This is a genomic window from Shouchella xiaoxiensis (assembly GCF_016907895.1).
GTDB lineage: Bacteria > Bacillota > Bacilli > Bacillales > Bacillaceae_D > Shouchella > Shouchella xiaoxiensis.
On the sequence record NZ_JAFBCV010000011.1, the window covers coordinates 69,094 to 85,823 of the forward strand.

General features: G+C 38.8%; 23 protein-coding genes and 1 pseudogene. 10 read left to right on the plus strand and 14 right to left on the minus strand.

Annotation, left to right across the window (positions count from 1 at the left end; genetic code table 11):
* Positions 1-105 precede the first annotated feature (105 nt).
* A complete protein-coding gene (gene ytvA / locus JOC54_RS16030; RefSeq protein WP_054794566.1) occupies positions 106-891 on the plus strand; it encodes a YtvA family blue-light photoreceptor in 786 nt (261 codons plus the stop codon).
* A gap of 67 nt (positions 892-958) precedes the next feature.
* Complete coding sequence (locus JOC54_RS16035; protein WP_035418851.1) at positions 959-1,168, plus strand: SNARE domain-containing protein; 210 nt, start codon at positions 959-961, stop codon at positions 1,166-1,168.
* Between the two features lie 33 nt (positions 1,169-1,201).
* Here JOC54_RS16035 and JOC54_RS16040 read toward each other — a convergent pair whose 3' ends face one another.
* From JOC54_RS16040 to JOC54_RS16055, 5 genes and pseudogenes are all read right to left on the minus strand, one after another.
* Positions 1,202-2,005, minus strand: coding sequence for a GNAT family N-acetyltransferase (locus JOC54_RS16040; protein ID WP_204467454.1), 804 nt, complete (start codon positions 2,003-2,005; stop codon positions 1,202-1,204).
* A 23-nt stretch (positions 2,006-2,028) separates the two neighbouring features.
* The gene (locus tag JOC54_RS16045; protein ID WP_204467456.1) at positions 2,029-2,769 is read right to left on the minus strand and encodes a YwaF family protein; all 741 of its coding nucleotides are present in this window, start codon (positions 2,767-2,769) and stop codon (positions 2,029-2,031) included.
* A 56-nt stretch (positions 2,770-2,825) separates the two neighbouring features.
* A pseudogene (locus JOC54_RS23520) lies at positions 2,826-2,921 on the minus strand (class I SAM-dependent methyltransferase); the annotation flags it as partial.
* Positions 2,918-3,262 (minus strand): HIT domain-containing protein, encoded by a 345-nt coding sequence (locus JOC54_RS16050; protein ID WP_204467458.1) that lies wholly within the window; start codon positions 3,260-3,262, stop codon positions 2,918-2,920. The gene JOC54_RS16050 and the pseudogene JOC54_RS23520, both read right to left, overlap by 4 nt.
* An 18-nt stretch (positions 3,263-3,280) precedes the next feature.
* Positions 3,281-3,838, minus strand: coding sequence for a GNAT family N-acetyltransferase (locus JOC54_RS16055; RefSeq protein WP_204467460.1), 558 nt, complete (start codon positions 3,836-3,838; stop codon positions 3,281-3,283).
* A gap of 216 nt (positions 3,839-4,054) precedes the next feature.
* Between JOC54_RS16055 and JOC54_RS16060 the strand changes: the two genes are divergently transcribed.
* Together JOC54_RS16060 and JOC54_RS16065 are read left to right on the plus strand one after the other, a co-directional pair.
* Positions 4,055-4,519, plus strand: a complete 465-nt coding sequence (locus JOC54_RS16060) for an ArsR/SmtB family transcription factor (protein ID WP_051991273.1) — start codon at positions 4,055-4,057, stop codon at positions 4,517-4,519.
* A gap of 96 nt (positions 4,520-4,615) precedes the next feature.
* Positions 4,616-5,581: an alpha/beta hydrolase gene (locus tag JOC54_RS16065; RefSeq protein WP_239586773.1), complete on the plus strand. Its 966-nt coding sequence runs from the start codon at positions 4,616-4,618 to the stop codon at positions 5,579-5,581.
* Between the two features lie 77 nt (positions 5,582-5,658).
* Here the strand turns inward: JOC54_RS16065 and JOC54_RS16070 are convergent, their stop codons facing one another.
* On the minus strand, positions 5,659-6,048 hold the full coding sequence (locus JOC54_RS16070; protein ID WP_035418845.1) for a VOC family protein: 390 nt from the start codon (positions 6,046-6,048) through the stop codon (positions 5,659-5,661).
* A gap of 173 nt (positions 6,049-6,221) precedes the next feature.
* On the opposite strand from JOC54_RS16070, the gene JOC54_RS16075 reads away from it, so the two are divergent.
* Both JOC54_RS16075 and JOC54_RS16080 read left to right on the plus strand, forming a co-directional pair.
* Positions 6,222-7,142 carry a S66 peptidase family protein gene (locus JOC54_RS16075; protein WP_204467464.1) on the plus strand — a complete coding sequence of 307 codons (921 nt, stop codon included), beginning with the start codon at positions 6,222-6,224 and terminating at the stop codon, positions 7,140-7,142.
* A gap of 88 nt (positions 7,143-7,230) precedes the next feature.
* The gene (locus tag JOC54_RS16080) at positions 7,231-7,659 is read left to right on the plus strand and encodes a hotdog fold thioesterase (protein WP_204467466.1); all 429 of its coding nucleotides are present in this window, start codon (positions 7,231-7,233) and stop codon (positions 7,657-7,659) included.
* Between the two features lie 36 nt (positions 7,660-7,695).
* Here the strand turns inward: JOC54_RS16080 and JOC54_RS16085 are convergent, their stop codons facing one another.
* From JOC54_RS16085 to JOC54_RS16105, 5 genes are all read right to left on the minus strand, one after another.
* Entirely contained in the window at positions 7,696-8,925 is a 1,230-nt protein-coding gene (locus tag JOC54_RS16085) for a quaternary amine ABC transporter ATP-binding protein (protein ID WP_035418843.1), read from the minus strand.
* Complete coding sequence (locus tag JOC54_RS16090) at positions 8,922-9,782, minus strand: ABC transporter permease (protein ID WP_035441256.1); 861 nt, start codon at positions 9,780-9,782, stop codon at positions 8,922-8,924. The genes JOC54_RS16085 and JOC54_RS16090 overlap by 4 nt, the downstream gene beginning before the upstream one ends.
* A gap of 90 nt (positions 9,783-9,872) precedes the next feature.
* On the minus strand, positions 9,873-10,871 hold the full coding sequence (locus tag JOC54_RS16095) for an ABC transporter substrate-binding protein (protein ID WP_035418841.1): 999 nt from the start codon (positions 10,869-10,871) through the stop codon (positions 9,873-9,875).
* A 338-nt stretch (positions 10,872-11,209) separates the two neighbouring features.
* Positions 11,210-11,530, minus strand: coding sequence for a hypothetical protein (locus tag JOC54_RS16100; RefSeq protein WP_035418840.1), 321 nt, complete (start codon positions 11,528-11,530; stop codon positions 11,210-11,212).
* Between the two features lie 29 nt (positions 11,531-11,559).
* A complete protein-coding gene (locus JOC54_RS16105) occupies positions 11,560-11,799 on the minus strand; it encodes a hypothetical protein (protein ID WP_204467469.1) in 240 nt (79 codons plus the stop codon).
* Here JOC54_RS16105 and JOC54_RS16110 point away from each other — a divergent pair.
* Positions 11,783-12,217, plus strand: coding sequence for an MFS transporter (locus JOC54_RS16110; RefSeq protein WP_204467471.1), 435 nt, complete (start codon positions 11,783-11,785; stop codon positions 12,215-12,217). The genes JOC54_RS16105 and JOC54_RS16110 overlap by 17 nt on opposite strands.
* Before the next feature lie 25 nt (positions 12,218-12,242).
* Here JOC54_RS16110 and JOC54_RS16115 read toward each other — a convergent pair whose 3' ends face one another.
* From JOC54_RS16115 to JOC54_RS16125, 3 genes are all read right to left on the minus strand, one after another.
* Positions 12,243-12,935, minus strand: coding sequence for a GNAT family N-acetyltransferase (locus JOC54_RS16115; RefSeq protein ID WP_204467474.1), 693 nt, complete (start codon positions 12,933-12,935; stop codon positions 12,243-12,245).
* Positions 12,936-13,003: 68 nt separating this feature from the next.
* On the minus strand, positions 13,004-13,954 hold the full coding sequence (locus JOC54_RS16120; RefSeq protein ID WP_204467575.1) for a sugar kinase: 951 nt from the start codon (positions 13,952-13,954) through the stop codon (positions 13,004-13,006).
* A 47-nt stretch (positions 13,955-14,001) separates the two neighbouring features.
* Complete coding sequence (locus JOC54_RS16125) at positions 14,002-15,006, minus strand: LacI family DNA-binding transcriptional regulator (protein ID WP_204467476.1); 1,005 nt, start codon at positions 15,004-15,006, stop codon at positions 14,002-14,004.
* 214 nt (positions 15,007-15,220) lie between these two features.
* Between JOC54_RS16125 and JOC54_RS16130 the strand changes: the two genes are divergently transcribed.
* Genes JOC54_RS16130 through JOC54_RS16140 form a run of 3 tightly spaced genes read left to right on the plus strand, consistent with a single transcriptional unit; the run spans position 15,221 to position 16,725 of the window.
* On the plus strand, positions 15,221-15,514 hold the full coding sequence (locus JOC54_RS16130) for a PadR family transcriptional regulator (RefSeq protein WP_235194505.1): 294 nt from the start codon (positions 15,221-15,223) through the stop codon (positions 15,512-15,514).
* Between the two features lie 6 nt (positions 15,515-15,520).
* Entirely contained in the window at positions 15,521-15,952 is a 432-nt protein-coding gene (locus tag JOC54_RS16135) for a permease prefix domain 1-containing protein (RefSeq protein WP_204467478.1), read from the plus strand.
* Positions 15,949-16,725, plus strand: coding sequence for a hypothetical protein (locus JOC54_RS16140; RefSeq protein ID WP_204467480.1), 777 nt, complete (start codon positions 15,949-15,951; stop codon positions 16,723-16,725). The genes JOC54_RS16135 and JOC54_RS16140 overlap by 4 nt, the downstream gene beginning before the upstream one ends.
* Positions 16,726-16,730: the final 5 nt, after the last annotated feature.

Consider the following 16,730-nt stretch of genomic DNA (forward strand, 5'->3'; position numbering starts at 1 on the left):
TTTTCAACAAATGATACATTTTTATCACGCTCTTGTTTCATTTTCCTTAAACAAGGGAATGGCGAATTAAAACCCGATCTTGCATAGAATAGGAGTTAACTTGTTATGAATCAGTTATTCAATAAATCACAGTTATTGACTAAGCTTTTAGACTTAACAAAGGTTGGTGTATTAGTCACTGATCCCGCTCAACCGGACAACCCCATTGTTTACTCAAACAGCGGCTTCTCTCTTATGACCGGCTATGAAGAATCAGAGGTTCTTGGAACAAACTGTCGCTTTCTTCAGGGCAATGAGACGGACAAAGCATCCATTGACACGTTACGCGAGGCCATTAAAAACGAACAATCAGTATCGATTGAACTCTTGAATTATAAAAAGGATGGTACACCATTCTGGAATGAGCTAAATATTGAATGTGTTTACTTAGAAAAGCATAACGCAAAATATTTTATCGGTATTCAGAAAGACGTCACCATTCAAAAAGAAATTGAATTAAATTATTTAGATTCAATGCAGAGGATTGAGACGATATCTACACCTATTGTACCCTTAGTTCATGGGGTTGCCGTTATTCCATTAGTCGGTGAAATGGGGCGGATGCGATTTGATCATATGTTTGAAATGGTCACAAAAGAAATGGCGCAGCTTGATATTGTTACTTTAATCGTTGATGTTTCAGGTCTTGAGGAATTTGATGAATATGTTGTGGAAGGTATTTTTCGCTTGCGTGATATCCTGCAGCTCATTGGAACTGAAACAGTTGTGACCGGTATGTCCCCTACCCTAGCGAAACAATCCGTTCACTTACCTGGGACTAGCCTGTCTGGCATAAAGACTGCCAGCTCAGTAAAAGCCTTTCTCGGTCATTACTTCGCTCAGACTGAATAAAATAAAATTGAAACTTTTTCCTCCATTACGCGTATTGTAAGTATTACTTAATTAGGAGGAAAACTAAATGGAACATTTTCCTTGGTGGGTGTTAATTCCACTCGCAGCTATATCAATTCCCGTAGTAACTTCACTTATAGCCAACCGTTCCAGACTAAAAGAGCTCGAATTGCGGCAGGGGATGGGTCCAGAAATTGAAGATGTTGATCAGAAGCTAGATGAGGTCCTTTTAAAATTAGACCGCCTCGAAAAGAAACTAGATCATGAAAAAGAGTGAGCGCTCAAATGAAATGAGCGTTCACTCTTTTTCTTATAGGCTATTCCAAATTCCTTTCGTATAGGCGATCTTCATGCCAGATTTCTCCATATTCGTCTGACTGATAGAGCCAAAGTTTGCTTGTCCCGAAATAATAGCTGTACCTCTAGCCTCTGCTTCTTTCATTCTTATATTAACCAATTGTTGATGAATGCCTCTCTGCCTGAAATTAGGTAAAGTTGCAGCTGCAGCAAGAACCGCCATCTTTTCCTCAACAAACAAAGAAGCGACAGCAGCTGGCTGGCCATCCCATTCCGCAATGTAAAAAGACCATCTCGGGTCGTCTAGAAGAACTTGATTGTGCTGGGCAACTCCTTGTTTCAATTCAATCGGTAGCTTAAAGCTTTTAAGATATATATCAGCATACAAGTCCATTTCTTGGGCTTTTACAGATCGAATGGTTAGGGCAGGTTCGTTCCGCATGTTCTCACATTGCGTTGTTCCGTACAGCACAGTGTGAAAACGTGTTTGACAATAGTTATTGCACATTAATGCACGGAATAAATCTGGCGATGTAAAGGCCGGGTTTAATTCAAACTGAGGTTTGAGCTTACTTATTTGATAAAAATGGATTAGGTCATCTAAGAGTGGGAGGTCTTCATGCTTAAATCCTCTTATGGTATTAAAGGCAGGTCCAGGCATTTTTACCGCTTTAAAAGCTGTCGTGGACCCAATCATTTGAATATCGATTTCCATCGGGTTGTTAGTAATTTCTTGAATTCGTTTCATTTTAGCTTGTAACATGGCTGTTTCTATCTCATCTAAAAGACGCGCTTGCTTAAGTGTGATTGCTTCCATCTGATCACCACCTTCATTTAAAATCAGGAACCTCGTTTACTTCTCCGTTGTTCAAGCACAATATAAACGCCATACATTAACCAAAATAAGCCAAGTGAAACCAGCTGTAGCACAAAGAGATAATAAGGCCACTCTCCAAACCAATCAAAGGGAGATGGACCTGCCGGCTTCCTCATCAGATACATATAATTTGCATTAGGAATTGTAAGGTTCACAACAAATACAAGTCCTGCGTAAATATTTAACCAGATCCAGACGCGCCAAACCGATAAGCGAGTAAGCTTTAGTTGGTGAACGAACAACATGTAGACAGCGGCGACAATGACCAAACCATGTGTAAGAAAGAAATGGAAATACCGAAAATGAGGATAGCCAAAACCACCAATATCAGGTGTGATGATGGTTAAAGCCGCACTCGCTATCCCTACAAAAAAGGTCAGCTCAAACCATATTTTTCTTTTCGTAAGAAGCATTAGCACGGCCGTTATCCAAACAATACTGCTTAAATGAAGAGGAAGTGCAAAATGAATTGCCCAAACACCATTGCTGATATACCATAGTTGATAGGCGACTTCAAATAAAAGCAGCATAGTAACAATAGATCGACGCACAACTAAATCCTGCTTCTCGTTCTGTCGAAAACGTTTCCTCGTTAAAAAGAAAATAACACAAAGGAGACATAGAAAAAGAATCATAAAGAGATGGGCCGTGCCAAACAGCACAAATGCCTTTCCTTCATAAGAAAAAGAAAACCACCAAGGCATATTGATCCCCCTATAGTCAACTAACAATCCCTGTTGTTATTTTCATATTCGGTGCAAACATTTTTAACCAAAAATGCTAAGTAATCATCATTATAATAAAGGTCTCGTGTTGCCTTTAGATAATTAATTTGACTGCCCCAATCTACCGTCATTTGTTTCCTCCTTTTGTAAGCGGGTCCCCATATGCGATATGCCAGTGCAAGTGTTTTGAATCTTGATAGTTACCGAGATTTGTTAAGACTCGGCACGCTCCATACTCATCTGTTATTTGCTGTGCAACGGTCTGTATAACCGATAATAATTCAAATAATATTGGCTGCTCCTCTTCCGTCACCGTTAGTAACGACAGGATATGTTTTTTCGGGACAGCTACAATATGAACAGGATAAAATGGTTTCGTATGGTGATATGCAAGAACATGTTCTGTTTCCAATACCTTTTTCACAGACGTTTTTCCACTCAACACTTCATCACAGTAAAAATCTTCAGTCATTTCCATCAGCTCCTTAATTTACGTTCTATCACTTTTTCCATCAACATTTATATCAAATTGATAATACACAAAATGCTGTATCTGACCTTTCCATTCAAATAATTCTTTGTCATTCCCCAGAAATGTAAAGCCATTTCGTTCTAGAACACGTTGAGAACCAATATTGGCTGAAGTTGTCTTTGCAATAAGGATTTGCTCCCATTTATTTGTTTTTACTAGCTTTATTGCTTGAGAGAGTGCTTCTTTCGCAAAGCCTTTCCCTATGTAATTCTCCCCAATGCGATAGCCTACTTCCAATCGCTGATCCTCAAGTTTAACTAGATTTAACCGGCCAATAATTTTATCGCTTTTGTTCACAAGTACAAAGTAATATCCCTGCTTGTTCATTTGCTCCGCTAACAATCCGTCTAGTGAATCTTTGAAGTGGCTCGTTAAATAGTAGCTATCCCCTCGACTTGGTACCATTGTTTCAAAATATGATCTATTTTCTAATTCAAATTGAAATAAATCTTTTTCATGTTTTTTATTAAGTGGAATAAGCCGAATTCGATTATTTATTTCTCTTATCTCAGTCAACATTTTCCCCATTTCTTCGCTTAATTCAGGAGGTTTTCATTACCTTTTAACTGGGTATAACAAGTACTTAAGCGCTTATTCATTTCTACGTAATCTATCTTATTGTACCATAATCTAACAAATCAGACTCTAATAGAAACGGCTTGTATTCTAAAAAGTTAGAACGTATAATTTTATTAGAATAACTCATTTCATTTCTATGAGAGGTGACACTTTATGTTTGATATAATGGCTGTTACGCTCGAACAACAGAAAGTCGTTTCCCATCCATTACGCAGTGAGATTATTGGGTTACTAGCGAACCAAGCAATGACTGCGAAACAGGTAGCTCGACGACTAGAAAAAACGACTGGAAGTATTCATTATCATATAAAATTACTTTTTACACATGGTATTCTTGACATTCACCACACAAATTCGATAAATGGGATTGTCGAAAAATATTATTATGCAAAAGCAGCACAGTTTTACTTGAACACAACAAGATCTAGCTTTCACCCAATACAAACTGTTCATTCCGTTGCATTGACAGCTAAAGAACTTGAAACATTGAATCAAGAAATTGGCGATCTCCTTGCTAAATACGGCTCAAACGTAAAAAGCACAAATCCTGCCAGACGGAACGAGCATGAAATCAGAATTTCCATTGAGCAAAGACCCATAAGGAACATGCCATCTTAATGCAAAATGGTCTGTTTCATCATATAGTATTGTATTAATCCTCGTTTCACTTTTGGTCAGCAAGTTCTTATTTGCCTAAATAAAGGAGTTGAAGTGATGAAGAAGAACTTCAGCCTTAAAAGCTGGCTCATGAACGCAGTAACTGTTTTTGCAACCATCATCATCATCTTAACTGCATTATTGATGTTTGTTGGTTACAAAGTAACAAATCCAGCTATTCGACTCCTTGAAAGCAACCCCACTAATTATGGTCTAGAGTACGAAGAGGTTCGATTTGAAAACCGCGTTGATCAGCTATCTTTAAGCGGTTGGTGGATACCTTCAGATAAACAAACGTTATTTAAAAATGATAAAGCTGTGATTTTTGCGCACGGGTATGGTTACAACCGAACCGAAATGCCATTTAGTAGCTTACAGCTTGCGAGTCGTATGAATGAAGAAGGCTACGATGTTTTTATGTTTGATTTTCGCAACTCTGGCTTATCCGATAAGGCTCCTACTACGTTTGGCGGAAATGAAAAATCGGATTTATTAAGTGCAATTGATTATGTCAGTCAGGAAAAAGGGGTAAAGGATATAGCCTTGATGGGCTGGTCAATGGGGGCTGTAACGTCGATTTTAGCTGGAGCAGAAGCTGACGAAGTAAAAGCCGTTATTGCAGATAGCCCTTTTGCTAATTTAAATGAATACGCGCAAGATAGTTTTCAATATTGGACTGGATTGCCTAAGTCATTTGCAGCAGGCACAACGAGGGCAATCGGTGTAATTGTTCCGGGATTTAACCCTGGTGAAGTAATGCCTCTTAATGCTGCACAAGCTTACCCAAGTGACAAAGGCCTATTTTTAATTCATTCAATAAAAGATGGCGCAATCCCCTATTCTGAATCTGAAGCCATCCATCGTCAAGCTGTTGGAAGCGAGATTTGGTTACCGGAAAAGGGCGGTCACATTCGCAGCTACTTTCACTTTCAAGATGAGTATGAAGACCGTGTCCTTGATTTTCTGCAAAGACAGTTCAGAAAACACGATCCATTTCTGTCAGACCCGATCTATTATTCATAAAACCGTCTAAATGAAATTAGACGGTTTTATTTAATAGGCCTAATGCTTTGTTCCTGATTTTCCATGTTTCTCACCACTTACTCACCTACTATTGTGTTCATGCGCTTTCGTTGTTCTTCTTTGTCGTGGTATTCAAATAACCCAAGTATATTCCCCCATGGATCAGAAAATGTTCCCCACTTAACGGGAACTTCTTCTCTTGAATGAACTTCAAAATTCTCAATTTCTAAATCCATCATTAATTGCGCTTTTGTTTCTGTTAAATCCATCACACCTAAACGTAAAGGACCATTACGAATTCCAGGTTCTCCTTCCGCTAGCTGTAACCAACAACCAGGTACTAATTCCCATTCAGCAAACCCTTGATGCGGAATAAAATCAGGCTGCCTCCCAATTAATGTCGTGTACCAAGCTTGTCCTCTTCCTATGTCAGAGACACGGTATTGAATTGTCATTTCAAAGATCATTGATTTTCTCCTTTCTCTACTTACTCCTTTTATATTATCATATTTTTCTGTTATTTATGTTTCATACAACTGGTAACACTTTTAAGTTAGACAATTCCTTTCCACGCGTTCTAAAAATACTTTAGGTTCATATATTCACTTTTAATTAACCTTACGCAAAAAGGAGGGCCTTTATGGCGATTAAGCCCCCAAAATTACAGTACGGCGATACAGTCGGAATTGTTTCATTAGGTAGCCCGATGTCTGAGACAACGATTCAAGCTCGTATTCAAGTAGTTGAACAGATGGGTTTTCGCACGCTTATAGGTGAAAGCGTTTATGTACGAACCGGTTTCTTATCAGGCTCCCCACAGTTACGCGCACAAGATTTTATGAACATGATTAACAATGATGAAGTAAAATGGATATTGCCTGTAAGAGGCGGTGTCGGCGTTGCAGGTATTTTACCTTACCTAGATTATGGAAATATCCGTACCAAGCCAAAAATTGTGTCAGGCTACAGTGACATAACGATTCTTCTTAACACTCTCTATCAATTCTCTGACTTGATCACGTATCAAAGCATCATGTTAACGGACTTTCAAGCATCCACCCCTGAATACAACTTTACACAGTTTTTTTCAAGTGTCATGGAACCTACCGCTCCCCGTTTGGTTGAGAATCCGCCTAATTTCCCCTTGTTTGGCCCAGTTCCTGGTACTGCGACAGGTGAGATTGTGGGTGGGAACCTTACCTCTTTTGTTGATTCTTTAGGCACACCGTATGAAACCGATACGCGTGGAAAAATTCTTTTTCTAGAAGATACAAATGAATCAGTAAACACCATTTATCGGTACTTAGCACATTTAGAAGCAGCTGGGAAGTTTAGAGATTGTCTTGGCATTGTCATGGGTACTTGTACAAATTGTTCGATCGCCTATGACACAACGTATAATGATTTAATTAATGGTTTTCTTGTTCCCCTTGGGAAGCCACTACTGACAAATCTGCAATCTGCCCATGATTTTTATAAGGCCTGTGTGCCAATTGGTGCCTTAGCTACTTTAGATGCCACAAACCGCACATTAACTATCATAGAAGATACTGTAAGCTGACAATTTACCTTGTCGGCTTTTCTCTTTGGTGTTCATACGCTATAATTTATGTAAACGCTTTATTTATCATTTTTTAGGAGGTTACTTCATGTCTGAACGATTTACCGAGCAGCAAGTAGAAGAATTAAAGCGGCATACGAAAGATACGTTAATTGAACATTTGGGAATTACATATGAGGAACTATCGTTGGATAAAGTCGTTATGTCAATGCCTGTTGGTCCAAAAACGCATCAACCATACGGTGTTTTACATGGCGGGGCATCGGTAGTTCTTGCTGAAACAGCTGCATCAATTGCGACCGCGATTAACATCAATCCAGAAACCCATGTATGTTTTGGCATGGAGATTAACGCTAACCATATTCGCTCAAAAAAGGATGGCATTGTTACCGCAACTGCAACTCCGTTCCACAAAGGTCGTACAACCATGGTTTGGCATATTGAGTTAACCGACGAACAAAACAAGACCATTTGTATCTCACGCTGCACGGTTGCGGTTATGGAAAAGAAAGGATAAAAAGAACAGCAGAATCCTCTGCTGTTCTTTTCTTCATTAGACTTGATACGTTTCTTCTTTTGGATGATATTCTTCCGTTTGATCAACTTCCTCTGAAATTAATCCGGACAACACATGGACTCTCAAGATAATGCCTTCTAGACGACCTTCACCACTTACTACAGCGATTGGATAAGCAGACTCAAGTGCTTTCGGTATTAAATCCGTTACATAGCAATCGCCTTCAACGCGTTGAATGTCTTCACAAACAACGTCCGCTAATTTCTTTTTCTCTTGAATTCCCTTAATCGCGTCATCAATCGTTAAAATTCCTTTTAAAATACGTCCACGATCAACAACAAAAACACTCGATAAACCGTTTTGTTGCATTTCCTTTATCGCCACGTTTAACCCGTCTTTTAACGAAACTATAGCGTTTGGCTTCATCATAATATGAGATGCTTGAAAGACCTTTGAGCGATCGATGTCTTTAATAAACTCAGATATATAATCAGTCGCCGGTTTTTCCATTATTTCTTCAGATGTGCCAATCTGGACGACTTTCCCGTCTTTCATAACGGCTACCCGATCGCCAATCTTAAAAGCTTCGTTTACATCGTGAGTAATGAAGATAATCGTTTTTTGTAGTCGCTCTTGAATATCGAGCAGTTCCAACTGCATTTCTCTTCTAATAAGCGGGTCGAGGGCACTGAATGGTTCGTCCATTAAAAGAATATCTGGATCATTCGTTAGCGCTCGCGCCAGACCAACACGTTGCTGCATTCCGCCAGAAAGCTCATCAGGGTATTTATCCTCGTACCCTTTCAAACCAACAATTTCAATATTCTTCATCGCAATTTCACGACGTTCTTGTTTAGAAATTTTTTTAATTTCTAAGCCGTATTCGACATTGGATAGAATCGTTCTATGTGTGAACAAACCGAAATGTTGAAAGACCATCGCAATTTTATTTTGACGAACTTTCTTCAGCTGTTGCCCAGAATATTTAACAATGTCTTCTCCATCGAGCAGAATTTGTCCGTCCGTTGGTTTGTTCAATAAATTAAAGCAGCGAATTAACGTTGATTTCCCACTACCTGATAAACCCATAATGACAAAAATTTCACCTTTTTTGATGTCCATCGTTGCATCATAGACACCAACCGTATGCTTTGTTTTTGCTAATATCTCTTCTTTCGACATTCCCTTTTTAATCATTGGAATGACAGACTTTGGTTTTGAACCAAATATCTTCGAAACATTTTTAAGTGAAATTTGTGTCGTCACGCCGCCACTCTCCTATGTTTTTGGATTTTGTCTGCTACGCCACTTGTTAAACGGTCAATAATAATTGCAATAAACACTATGCTTAAACCCGCTTCAAACCCAAGCGAGAAGTTTACTGTATTGATTGCAATAAGTACATCTTCACCTAAGCCTCTTGCACCAACCATTGATGCAATTACAACCATTGCTAAAGCCATCATTGTTGTTTGATTGACCCCTGCCATAATCGTTGGGACAGCTTGTGGCAATTGGACTTTCCATAGCGTTTGCCCTTTAGAAGAACCAAACGATTGTGCCGATTCAACCATTGATGGACTAACCCCACGAATTGCTAGTTCAGTTAACCGGATGACCGGAGGAACCGCATAAATAATCGTGGCAAAGATTGCTGATACATTCCCTAAGCCGAAGAAGAAAATGGCTGGAATGAGGTAAATAAAGCTGGGCATCGTCTGCATCGCGTCAAGAATAGGACGCATAATGATTGAAAACCATTTACTAAACGCCATTAAAATCCCTAATGGTACGCCAATAATTAAACAAACCAATACAGCACTCATAACAATAGACAATGTTGTTAACATCTCAGACCAGTAGTCAAATGTACCGATAATAAAGAGAAAAAGTCCATAAAGTAACCCTGAAATCCACCTTTGTAAATACCAACCTAGTGCAATGACAATTAGAATAAATAACCACCATGGAATCAATTCCAATCCGTCATTAATTCCATTGATTGTCGAAACACCAACTTGAAAAATCCAATCAAATAATAGAGAGAAGGTTTCTCTAAGCCACTGAACAACCGCTTCTGCATAGTCACCTAAATTAAATCGAACATCCGGAAATTCAAACATCGTTTAGATACATACTCATGTACCGATTCACCTCAACTTCAATTTTTTTCTAGCAACAACAAGTAGGCTAGCGCGAAGCTAGCCACACTTTTATTCCATAGCGTCTAAGACTTTATCTGCAATGTCATCTGGTAACCAGCTTGTCCATAGGTCTTGGTGCTCTTCCATCCAGCGCATTGCTGCTTCTTCTTCCGAAAGACCGTCTTCCTCCATATAAGCAAGTGCAACTTCAGTTAATTCACTGCTCGTCTCATAGTTCTCGAGAAATTCGACTACTTCTGGCGCTTGATCTGGCAAGTGCTGATTGACTGCAACGGTTACATCATTAGGTGGGAATTCTGTTGAACGATCTTCATTCCACTGCTCTTCATCATAAGGAGCTTCCTCAAGTAGCGTTAAATCATATTGAGCTGTAATGCCTGTTGGCTCCCAATAATAACCGACCCAACCTTCACCAGCTTCATATGCTCGCACTAAATCAATAACCATGGCAGAATCTGATCCTGGTGAGAATAAGTTAAATGTATCTCCTAATCCGTATGTTTCAAACTTAATGCTCATATCTTCATGTACCGCCCAATCACTTGGCGCATTTAAGATACGACCCATACTTGAATCTTCTGGATCTTGAAATACTTCTGGATAATTTGCTAAGTCTTCTACCGTTCTTAAATCAGGAGCCATTGGTTCAATGCCACGCTCCTCATCGCCTTCAATAACGTAGGTTGGGACATACAAACCTTGGACGTTATCATCAAAGTTTGTTGAAACTTCAATAATTTCTTCAGATTCAATCGACTCATCATAAAGCTCACGAATGTTATCTGTCCATATTTCCATATAGGCATTAATATCACCATCACGCAGCCCTTGAACGGTAATTGCAGTAGATCCCATTGTTGTTTCTGTCTCGTACTCATAGCCATTTTCTATAATAAATTGTGCAATGGCGTTGTGAACGCGGATACTTTCCCACCCTGCATCGGCAAACGTAATGACAGAGATTTCATCATCTCCTGAATCACTCCCGCATGCCGACAGCAGAGCGAGCGCTGCAACTAAACTTGACCCCATTATTAACTTCTTCATTGATTTACCCCTTTTTCATGTATTTTTACATCCAATAGTGGATGATGTTACTGTATAAAAGGTGTTTCTGTACCAATGCTATCCATTATAGTAAAGCGTTTTCTATTGAGCAAATAGGCTATATAGCGTTATTCATGAAGCAAACGTCTTAACCGTTGCTCACGCTAAACTGACTTTAGTCAAGCTTTTAAATCATGCCATATTCGACTCTATTCAACAATATTCGCTTTTTTTCGATCTCTTTCAACCTAAAGTCCATACGACAGGATACTTTCCCATTCCCGGATTATGTCGACTGTAAACCTTAAAATAAAAAAAACCAAAGCAAATGCTTTGGTTTATTCTTCTTCGTTCCTCTGTGGAAACACACCATTGGTTATTTTCCGAGCTGTTTTCTCGAGAAAGAACATCACTGTGAATAAAACAATGATAACAAATAAAAAGCGAAGAATTAGTTGAACAATACTATTTGAAATACTTTCTGTTAGCGGAAATCCAACGTAAACAATAGCTAATAGAATAAGTGCTATTGATAGTGAGTATGCAAGTAAGACCCCTACAATCTGTGCAAAGCTCAGTTGCTTCATAACTTCTTTATTCTTTTGATAAAGAAAGAACAGAATCGCAACCCCAGCAATTAATAGGAAATAAACGTTCATTCGTACCACCTTTTCTCATTCAATCTTACCTATTGTTGCCTTAATCTTTTCTTTTTTTCAAGTAAAATATGATAATCCTGTTCAAGCACGGCTTTTTCTTCTTCATCAGTTGCAAGACCCAATTTACCGATTATCTCTGTTAGCTTTAAATCAACCATTAATAATGAATCCTCTTCCAATGACCTTTCTCTTATTTTTGATTCAGCAAGCTCACGAATGACGGGCACTTCATCATAGAAAGAAAGCGTCAGTGTGAGTACGCTGTCCAATTTTGTTGGCCGCTTAAGCTTCGGCGTTATCTATGATCGATTTGGCTCTTATATTTCATTAATGATTAATCTAATCATGACGATTACAGCTCTTCTTTTAATGACGATGGATACGAATACTGTCTTCTCTACACTTTGCATTGTTTTACTTGGTTTTTCTTTTGGTGGACTGTTAGTGGTTTTCCCACCGCTCACAAAAACGACTTTTGGGGAAAAGAACTTTGGTATGAATTATGCGATTGTTTTTCTCGGCTATTCAGGAGGAGCCTTTGTTGGACCTAGGATCGCCTCCTATTTTCAAGAAACGACCGGCTCATTCACTACAGCTTACATTGTCGCCGCCATCCTTGGAGGCATTGGTGTTGGGCTCGTGGCATTAATTGTTTATGTAAATAAGCGAAGAGCTAAATTAGCTTGATGTATTAACAAAGCCTAAGAACATTTTATTTGTTCTTAGGCTTTGTTTCTTTTACAAACAATAGTTTGCTCTCTTCATTCTCTATTTGAATCTCTACTCCTTGATACCCTCTTCTTAATAAGCTTTCTTGCTCAGAAAGATTGTCCGAGGGCAACCACTGTTGATCATCAAACACTTGATTGACTTTGTTTTGGTTCAAATCTTTAAAGAAAACGTAGCGCCAGTTACCGTTGTACTTCTTTTTTAAAGCAACGATCTCCATATTTTGCTTTAATTTATCCTTCAAGCTTGCTATATTTCCGGGGGCAACCGTTGCACACACATAGCGGTACTTACCATCTGCGTTAACAAGCAAGTCCATTAGCCTTTCCCCCATTTGTTGCTGTAAGCGCCACCCTCTAAATAATGGATGTACAAGGCTAATTTCTTGGTAAATGACTTTACTTAATTCCTGCTTCTCTAGCCCAGCATCAATTCCTAGATGATCGTCATCACCTACTGATGGAATGAGCAAAGCCCGTGCGCCAATTAACTCATTGCCTTTAAAGGCTCCTATACATAAACCCTTTCCATTCAACAGGGCGGTGTATTCTGTCTTACTTAACGTAGCCAATGTGGCACGATTAGTTAATGTCTCATAAACATGATTTTGTAAAGATAGCAGCTGGCTCAAATCTTGTTCATTCAATATTCTAAAGTTAAATACAGTGTCAATCATGTTGTCGTCTATCCTTCTCTTCTCCTGACTTTAAATGGCTCATTTATTTTTCTGGTAGAGCTGGCACTCTATCGCTCAATCCGCTCAATTTCTCCAAGTCGTGCCTGAACTTCCTCAAGGTAAGGCAAACCCTCATTATCCCCAATTACTTCAACAACCATTGATCCTATTGTATTTGCGAATAACAGCATCTTTTCAAGCGACCAACCTTGCAAATAGCCATACAAAAAACCAGCATCAAATCCATCGCCTGCCCCAACTGTGTCCACAACTTTTGCTGCAAGTACAGGATTGGCTTTAAGTGTTTCTCCATTGTAGTGACCAATCGAACCATTTTCACCTCGTTTAATGATTGTATATTCAATACCCATCTCAACCGTTTGCTTAATCACTTCATCATGAGAACTTGTGCCGAGTAACAATTCTAATTCATCATCACCGGCTAGCAAAATATCAACATCTTTTAATAATGGAAATAGTGTCTGCCGAGCTTCTTCTTTACTCCAAAGACGTAAGCGTATGTTGGGATCAAAAGCAATTTTGACACCGTGTTCTTTTGCGAGCTTTATTGCTCGCTTCGTAACCTCGACATTCATTTGCGATAATGCAGGAAAAATACCGGTTAAATGCAGAATCTTAGCTTGTTTAAAATAATCTGGTTTTAAATCGTCTGGTGTTAATGTTTCTGTTGGCGACGGTTTGCGGTAATACAGCGTACGCCCTGCTCCGCTCGCCATTAATTCCTTAAATAACAAAGACGTTGCATACCCTTCAACAAGTCCAACTTCAGTCGTATCAATTCCTTCGCCTCGAGCAAATGTCTTAATGTGCTGTCCAAATTCATCTTTACCTAAGCGACTAATCCACCCAGATGATAGCCCTAATCGAGCACAACCAATTGCGACATTTAATTCTGCTCCACCAATTCTCCGTTCAAATGATTGAACAAACTTTAACGGGCCTGTCGAGCTTGGGGAAAAAGCAATCATTGCATCACCAATTGTAATAACATCTTTCATCATATGTCTTTACCTCCACATTTTTAGTTGGTTAAATTATGCATGGATTAAATCGAATTTCTTCCCTTAAAAATTGGTTTAAATCGATAGATTGAATACTCTTCTAGCCTGCTATCATCAGCGATTCCTTCAAGCAGTAAGGTAGCCGCTTTCTTACCAATGGCATAAGTTGGCTGCGCGACTGTAGTAATTGCTGGTTTCATAAAGGATGCAAAAGGAACGTCATCCAGTCCAACTAGTGCTAGTTCTTCCGGAACTTGAACAGCAAGCTCTTGTAAACAATGGAGTGTTTTTTTTAATACAAAATCATTACCTGCAATAATGGAATCAGGTCGATTTTTTCCGTTTAATATTGCCTTTAGTTCGGATGGAATTTTGTCTATTGGCACGGCAATCATTTGATTTTCCTGTTCGGATAAACCAAGTTCCATAATCATGGATTCAAATGCTTCTCGCCTTTCAATTCTTGGCGTAATAGGGTCGTTCATTTCAGGAAGCATTAACACAATCTTGCTTTTTCCTTTTGCCACTAATGCCCTTACAGCAATTCGAATCATCTCATTGTTATCAACAAGCACTGTGTTAACGCTTACCTGTTCAAGTATCCGGTCAACAAATACGAGGGGAAACCCTTCTTCTGCATAAGCCGCTAATAATTGTACATTTTTGTTTGTTGGAAAAACGATAAAACCATCGACCTGCTTTGCATAAAGCATCTCCAAATAGTTCTTCTCTTTTACAACATCATTATCAGTATTGCACACAATTACGTGTACACCTTGTTCATGACATGTGTCTTCAATAGCGCGTATTACCTCAGTTGAGAATGCGTGAAGAATGTTGGCCACAATTACCGCTATCGTTTTTGATTTTCTCTGTCGCAATCCTTGTGCAAGTGCATTTGGTCGATAATTTAGTTGCTTAATTGCCTCTTCAATTTTTTCTTTTGTATCAGTAGCCATATAATGAAAGCGTCCATTTACATATTGTGAAATGGTACTTTTAGAAACACCCGCTTTTTGTGCCACATCCTCCATCGTAATTCGCTTCACTACAGCTCTCCACCCTTAACTAAATCGATTTAGTATAAAGTAATTTTACCGCGATGTAAGCGCATTTACAATCTCTTTCCACTAAATTATTTAATAGTACTTTGACAGATAGAGTACTTCCCATTATGATTACTCTATCAGATAGTACTCATGTAGATAGAGTAATTACTGCTAAGGAGGTGTTCTCATTCGAAGTGACATCTTAAGAGGTCATTTGGATTCAATCGTATTAAGCTTGCTTATTGAAGACGATCGTTATGGCTACGATATTTCCAAAGAGATTAGTTTACGAACAGAAGGAAAGTTCGAAGTGAAAGAGGGCACGTTATATGCCGTATTTCAACGGCTAGAAAAAAAAGCATACATCAGCTCTTATTACGGGGAACATTCACATGGTGGCAAACGCAAGTACTATACAATTACTGGAAACGGGAAGTCATACCTAAGATCGCTCAGTGCTGAGTGGAAGGAATTAAAGCAAGTCGTTGATTTATTTATGAAGGAGTGAAGTGTAATGAAAACGATTCGATCTCATGTCGAGCATTTGTTTCGTAATACCCCACAGTCTAAACAAACTGTACTATTAAAAGAAGAGATTATAGCGAATTTAGAGGAGAAAGTTTATGATTTAATTGAAATTGGAAAGAACGAGGAAGATGCAATCAACAAAGCGATCGTTGATTTAGGCGATATTGATGACCTTATTTCTGAAGTAGGATTTGAACAAAATGAGGGAAAAACTCCTCCCACAGGCCAGCAACGATATCCTAAATTGAATTTAGGCTTTTCCTTATGGGGGAGCGCTTTAATTATTGCTCTATTTATTTTCATTAATTACTATTATTCTCCAAATACAATCTGGTTCGTCTATCCCACTTTTGTGGTGCTGTGGTGGCCATTAGCGATGTTTTACTATTGGCGCCGACAAAAAGGAGCGCAGCAATGAACATAACCTTCAAAGGGGGTTCTTTTCTGTTTTTGTTGGTAGGTGCATTATTAATTGTGACCTTGTTTACAGCTCCAGCCAATTGGTCACCTCTATATGTCGCTTTATTTTTACTCTTAAGCCCTTTTGTGCTTCTGTTAAACAAGCGATACGGTTATATTCTTTATTCCTCTCTTATGACCGTATCCATTCTTTTAATCATTTTGCTCATTAATTTATTAGAAACTCCTGAATACCTCTGGTTTATGTACTTCTGGTTTCCGCTTCTTTGGTGGCCTATTTCAGCTTTTGTTGGCCGTTATGCAAAAACGACTTTATTTGCAAGCGTTGCTTCACTGAGTATTATCCTTTATTACGTTGTCTTAAATGTTTACATGCAGACTTCATTTCCATGGGCGCTCTTTCCTGCCTTTGCTCTCTTGTGGTGGCCCCTGTCTCTGGCATTTGCTAAAAATTATAAGCTCTATTCCATTATAAGCTCTGTTTTCATTGCTAGCTTCTTTGTCTCACTTAATGCGATTACAACACCTGAAATTGCTTGGGCGATCTATCCCATTTTCGTTGTTCTCTGGTGGCCTGTTGCGCTCTACTTTAGTCAAAAGCCATTCTTATTTTCCATGATTGCTTTTAGCATGCTTTCGATTTTCTTTGTTTGCGTGAATTACATCACTTCCCCGGCAACCATTTGGGCCGTTTACCCCATTTTCATTGCCATTTGGTGGCCACTTTCTCTTTATTTTTTCTCCTATAAAAAAAGACAATCAGTCAGTTGACTGAT

What these genes read in the sequence shown, in the direction of transcription:
- JOC54_RS16040 (WP_204467454.1), bottom strand. Translation starts at nt 2,005, where the DNA reads ATGGAAGCAATCACACTTAAGCAAGCGCGTCTTTTAGATGAGATAGAA.
- JOC54_RS16050 (WP_204467458.1), bottom strand. Translation starts at nt 3,262, where the DNA reads ATGACTGAAGATTTTTACTGTGATGAAGTGTTGAGTGGAAAAACGTCT.
- ytvA (WP_054794566.1), top strand. Translation starts at nt 106, where the DNA reads ATGAATCAGTTATTCAATAAATCACAGTTATTGACTAAGCTTTTAGAC.
- JOC54_RS16095 (WP_035418841.1), bottom strand. Translation starts at nt 10,871, where the DNA reads ATGAAGAAGTTAATAATGGGGTCAAGTTTAGTTGCAGCGCTCGCTCTG.
- JOC54_RS16035 (WP_035418851.1), top strand. Translation starts at nt 959, where the DNA reads ATGGAACATTTTCCTTGGTGGGTGTTAATTCCACTCGCAGCTATATCA.
- JOC54_RS16070 (WP_035418845.1), bottom strand. Translation starts at nt 6,048, where the DNA reads ATGATCTTTGAAATGACAATTCAATACCGTGTCTCTGACATAGGAAGA.
- JOC54_RS16140 (WP_204467480.1), top strand. Translation starts at nt 15,949, where the DNA reads ATGAACATAACCTTCAAAGGGGGTTCTTTTCTGTTTTTGTTGGTAGGT.
- JOC54_RS16090 (WP_035441256.1), bottom strand. Translation starts at nt 9,782, where the DNA reads ATGTTTGAATTTCCGGATGTTCGATTTAATTTAGGTGACTATGCAGAA.
- JOC54_RS16060 (WP_051991273.1), top strand. Translation starts at nt 4,055, where the DNA reads ATGTTTGATATAATGGCTGTTACGCTCGAACAACAGAAAGTCGTTTCC.
- JOC54_RS16065 (WP_239586773.1), top strand. Translation starts at nt 4,616, where the DNA reads ATGAAGAAGAACTTCAGCCTTAAAAGCTGGCTCATGAACGCAGTAACT.
- JOC54_RS16115 (WP_204467474.1), bottom strand. Translation starts at nt 12,935, where the DNA reads ATGATTGACACTGTATTTAACTTTAGAATATTGAATGAACAAGATTTG.
- JOC54_RS16045 (WP_204467456.1), bottom strand. Translation starts at nt 2,769, where the DNA reads ATGCCTTGGTGGTTTTCTTTTTCTTATGAAGGAAAGGCATTTGTGCTG.
- JOC54_RS16080 (WP_204467466.1), top strand. Translation starts at nt 7,231, where the DNA reads ATGTCTGAACGATTTACCGAGCAGCAAGTAGAAGAATTAAAGCGGCAT.
- JOC54_RS16120 (WP_204467575.1), bottom strand. Translation starts at nt 13,954, where the DNA reads ATGAAAGATGTTATTACAATTGGTGATGCAATGATTGCTTTTTCCCCA.
- JOC54_RS16135 (WP_204467478.1), top strand. Translation starts at nt 15,521, where the DNA reads ATGAAAACGATTCGATCTCATGTCGAGCATTTGTTTCGTAATACCCCA.
- JOC54_RS16100 (WP_035418840.1), bottom strand. Translation starts at nt 11,530, where the DNA reads ATGAACGTTTATTTCCTATTAATTGCTGGGGTTGCGATTCTGTTCTTT.
- JOC54_RS16075 (WP_204467464.1), top strand. Translation starts at nt 6,222, where the DNA reads ATGGCGATTAAGCCCCCAAAATTACAGTACGGCGATACAGTCGGAATT.